Here is a 5,131-nt window from a genome sequence, read left to right as displayed (position 1 = left end):
TTCCGCTGCTGCGCCGTGACCGGCCAGAGGAGCACACCCTCGTCACGGCCCTGGCCCGCCTGCACGTCACCGGCGTCCCGGTCGACTGGGCCCGGTTGTTCGACGGCACCGGCGCCCGCCGCGTCGACCTGCCCACCTACCCCTTCCAGCACGAGCGCTACTGGCCCACCACGGGCAGCGGCGTCGGCGACGTCGTCTCCGCAGGCCTGCTGGCCGCGGACCACCCGCTGCTCGGCGCCGCCGTGCCGCTCGCGGGCACGGACAGTGTCGTTTTCACCGGCCGGCTCTCGCCCGGCACGGCGGCGTGGGACGGTGACGCGGGCGTCTTCCCGGCGGCCGGGTTCCTGGACCTGGCGATCCGGGTCGGCGACCACGTCGGCTGCGACCGGGTCGAGCGGCTCGCCGTCACCCGGCCGCTCGCCCTGGGCGTCGCTGGCAGCGGCACGATGGTCCAGGTCCGGGCGGGTGCGCCGGACGCGTCGGGGGCGCGGACGGTGACGTTCTTCTCGCGCCCCGACGGGGGGCTCGACGAGCCCTGGACCGAGCACGCCACCGGGGTGCTGACCACCGGGGTGCGTACCGCCGAGTTCGACGCGGCGGACTGGCCGCCGACCGGTGCGGTCGCGGACGGCGCCGGCGTCTGGCGGCGCGGCGAGGAGACCTTCACCGAGGCCGAGCTAACGGTCGGACCGGCGGGCGCGGCAGCCGGGTTCGGGCTGCACCCTGCGCTGCTGGCCGCCGTCCTGCGGGCGGACGACCGGGGGCTCGTACCCGTGGCCTGGTCCGGGGTGTCGCTGCATGCCACGGGCGCTACGGTGGCGCGCGCCCGGCTGGTGCGGACGGGTGCGGACACGCTGTCGCTGGCCCTCGTGGACGCGGCGGGCGAGCTCGTACTCTCGGCGGAGTCCGTGGAACTGGGCGAGCCGGCCGACGCCTCCCCGAGGGCGAACGGTTCGCTGCTGCGGCTGGAGTGGGTCGCGGCTGCGCCCTCCCGGCCGGTGCACGTTCGGTCGATGGAGGTCGTCGACCTGACGGAGCTCGGCGGCGAGGTGCCGGGTGCCGTGGTGGTGCCGGTGGTGGGCGGTTCGACGCCCGGGGACGTGCACGGGGTGACGGCGTGGGCGCTGGGCCTGGTGCAGGAATGGCTGGCCGAGCCGCGGTTCGCGGACGCGCGCCTGGTGTTCGTCACCCGGGGTGCGGTCGACGGGGTGTCGGATCTCGCCGGCGCCGCCGTGTGGGGCCTGGTGCGGGCGGCCGAGTCGGAGAACCCGGGTCGGTTCGTCCTCGTGGACACGGACGGCGAGCTCCCGCTGGAGTCCGTGCTGGCGACCGGAGAGTCGCAGGTGGTGGTGCGCGAGGGCGCCGTGCGCGTCGGCCGGTTGACCCGCGCTGCGGGCGCCGGGTCGTCCGCGGGGTGGGGCGATGGCACGGTCGTGATCACGGGGGGCACCGGCGGTCTGGGCCGTCTCGTCGCGCGCCACCTGGTGGCCGAGCACGGCGTGCGCGAGCTGCTGTTGCTGAGCCGGCGCGGGGGCGCCTCCGAGCTGGTGGAGGAGTTGGCGGAGCTTGGTGCCCGTGCCGAGGTGGTGGCCTGCGACGCCGCCGACCGCGAGGCGCTCGCCGGGGCTCTGAAGGGCCGGACGATCACGGGCATCGTGCACGCGGCCGGTGTGCTGGACGACGGCATCGTGAGCGCGCTGACCCCCGGGCGCCTGTCGGCCGTCCTCCGCCCGAAGGTCGACGCCGCCTGGAACCTCCACGAACTGACCAAGGACCAGGACCTCAAGGCCTTCGTCCTGTTCTCCTCCATCTCCGGTGTGATGGGCACGGCGGGCCAGGGCAACTACGCGGCGGCGAACGTCTACCTGGACTCCCTCGCGCACTGGCGCCGTCACCAGGGCCTGCCCGCCCAGTCCCTCGGCTGGGGCGCCTGGATGCCCACCGCCGGCATGACCGGGACCCTCTCGGAAGCGGATCTGCACCGCCTCCACGCCTCCGGCGTCCCGCCCCTCACCGAGGAACAGGGCCTCGCCCTGCTCGACGCCGCCACGGCCGTCGACGAGCCCTACCTCGTGGCGACCGGCCGCATGGCCGCCGGGGCCCGCCCGCGCGGCGAGGTGCCGACGATGTTCCGCGCCCTCCTGCCCGGCGGGCGCCGCACGGCCTCCGCGACCGGCACCGGCGCCGCCACCATGACGGCCCTCGCCGCCCGTCTCCACGAGCTGCGCGAGGGCGACCGCCTGCGCCACCTCGTCGACCTCGTCCGCACCGAGGCCGCCACCGTCCTCGGCCACGCCTCGCCGCAGGCCGTCGCCGCCGAGCGCGATTTCCACGACCTCGGCATCGACTCCCTCACGGCACTTGAGCTGCGCAACCGCCTGACCGCCGTCACCGGCCTGCGCCTGCCCGCCACCCTGGTCTTCGACCACCCGACCCCCGCCGCGATCGCCGACCTCGTCCTCGCGGAGGTGCTCGGGCAGCACGACGAGCCGCTCGCCCCGGCCGCGGTGGCCGCCGCCACCGACGACGACCCGATCGCGATCGTCGGCATGGCCTGCCGCCTGCCCGGCGGGATCGGCACGCCCGAGGAGCTGTGGGCGCTGGTCGCCGAGGGCCGCGAGGGCATCACCGACTTCCCGACCGACCGCGGCTGGGACCTCGACACCCTGCTCGGCGGCGACCCCGGCGACCGGGGGCGCAGTGCCACCGCCAAGGGCGGCTTCCTGCACGGGGTGGCCGACTTCGACGCGTCCTTCTTCGGCATCTCGCCGCGCGAGGCCCTCGCGATGGACCCGCAGCAGCGGCTCCTGCTGGAGACGTCATGGGAGGCCGTCGAGCGCGCGGGGATCGACCCGACGGCGCTGCGCGGCAGCCGGACCGGCGTCTTCGTCGGCACCGGTGGCCAGGACTACCTGACGCTCGTCATGAACGCCCGGGAGGACATCGAGGGCCACGCGAGCACCGGCCTGGCCGCGAGCGTGGTGTCCGGCCGGATCTCCTACACCTTCGGTCTGGAGGGCCCGGCGGTCACCGTCGACACCGCGTGCTCCTCGTCGCTGGTGGCGATGCACCTGGCCGCGCAGTCCCTGCGCAGCGGTGAGTGCACGCTGGCCCTGGCGGGCGGCGTCACCGTGATGTCGTCCTCGCTCGGCTTCCCCGGCTTCACCCGACAGGGCGGGCTGGCCCCGGACGGGCGCTGCAAGGCGTTCGCGGACGGAGCCGACGGGACGGGCTGGTCGGAGGGCGCCGGTGTCCTGGTGCTGGAGCGCCTCTCGGACGCCCGCCGCAACGGGCACCCCGTCCTCGCCGTCGTGCGCGGCAGCGCGGTCAACCAGGACGGCGCCTCCAACGGTCTCACCGCGCCCAACGGCCCGTCCCAGCAGCGCGTCATCCGCCAGGCGCTCGCCAACGCGGGGCTGTCGGCGGCGGACGTGGACTTCGTCGAGGGCCACGGCACGGGAACGACGCTGGGCGACCCGATCGAGGCTCAGGCCCTCCTCGCGACCTACGGGCAGGAGCGCGAACGCCCGCTGCTGCTCGGCTCGCTGAAGTCGAACATCGGCCACACCCAGGCCGCCGCCGGCGCGGCCGGAGTGATCAAGGCCGTGCTGTCGATGCAGCACGGCGTGCTGCCCCGCACGCTGCACGTGGACGCGCCGTCCTCGCACGTCGACTGGACGGCCGGTGACATCCGGCTGCTCACCCGGGCGGAGGAGTGGCCGCAGACCGGCCGGCCGCGCCGCGCGGGCGTGTCGGCCTTCGGGATCAGCGGCACCAACGCGCACGTGATCGTCGAGCAGGCGCCGCCGGCCGAGGATCCCGTGCCGGAGCCGTCGGTCGCGCCGGGCGTCGTGCCGTGGGTGCTGGCGGGCAAGTCGGAGGCGGCGCTGGACGCGCAGCTCGCACGACTGGAAGGGCTGGACGCCTCGCCGGTGGACGTCGGTCTCTCGCTGGCCGCCGGGCGGTCGCGGTTCGCGCACCGGGCGGTGCTGCTGGACGGCGCGGAGGTGGCGCGCGGCGTCGCGGACGGCGCGCGCAGGACGGCGCTGCTGTTCTCCGGGCAGGGGGCGCAACACCTCGGTATGGGACGGGAGTTGGCCGCCCGATTCCCGGTGTTCGCCCAGGCGTTCGACGCGGTGTGCGCGCAGTTCGATCTTCCCGTCCGCGAGGTCGTGTGGGGCTCGGACGAGGAACTGCTGAACCGGACGGAGTTCGCCCAGGCCGGGCTGTTCGCGGTCGAGGTGGCCCTGTACCGGCTCGTCGAATCGCTGGGCGTGCGGGCCGAGTTCGTCGCGGGCCACTCGATCGGCGAGATCACGGCGGCGCACGTCGCCGGGGTGTTCTCGCTCGGCGACGCCTGCGCCCTGGTGGCCGCTCGCGGCCGGCTGATGCAGGCGCTGCCGGAAGGCGGCGCGATGCTCGCCGTGCAGGCCACGGAGGACGAAGTCCTGCCGCTGCTGGGCGACTTCGTGTCGATCGCCGCCGTCAACGGACCGACCTCCGTCGTCGTCTCGGGCTCCCTCGAAGCGGTAGCGGCGATCGAGCAGCACTTCGCCGACCGGCGGACCACGCGGCTGAAGGTCTCGCACGCGTTCCACTCGCCGTTGATGGACCCGGTGCTGGAGGACTTCCGCGAGGTTCTGAACGGGCTGACGTACCGGGCCCCTTCGATCCCGCTGGTCTCCAACCTCACCGGTTCGTTCGGCGGCGAGGACGTCACAACCCCCGACTACTGGGTGCGCCACGTCCGCGAGGCCGTCCGCTTCGCCGACGGGATCCGCACGCTGCACGCCGCCGGTGCGACCGACTTCCTGGAGCTCGGACCCGACGCGGCCCTGTCCCCGGCCGTCCGCCAGACGCTGGCGGACGCCGCGGAGATCGCCGTCGAGCCGGCCGGCCGCCGTGGTCGTCCCGAAGAGACCGCCCTGCTCAGCGCGCTCGCCCGCCTCCACGTCACCGGCGTGCCCGTCGACTGGGCGCGCCTGTTCGACGGCACCGGTGCCCGCCGCACCGACCTCCCGACGTACGCCTTCCAGCGCGAGCGCTACTGGCCGCAGACGCACACCCCGGCCGCCCGCCCCGGCGCCGCGGCGCCGGCCCGGTAGGGAAAGCGGGGTGTTGGGGAAAAGAG

General features: G+C 75.3%; 1 protein-coding gene. It reads left to right on the top strand.

The window, feature by feature from the left end:
• On the top strand, positions 1–5,105 hold a 5,105-nt coding region (locus AB0C76_RS40985), incomplete at its 5' end, for a type I polyketide synthase (RefSeq protein ID WP_359975779.1).
• Between the last annotated feature and the right edge of the window lie 26 nt (positions 5,106–5,131).

This window comes from Kitasatospora sp. NPDC048722, assembly GCF_040650235.1.
GTDB lineage: Bacteria > Actinomycetota > Actinomycetes > Streptomycetales > Streptomycetaceae > Kitasatospora.
Note: the sequence above shows the minus strand (reverse complement) of the source record. Positions and strands in the feature narration are given on the sequence as shown.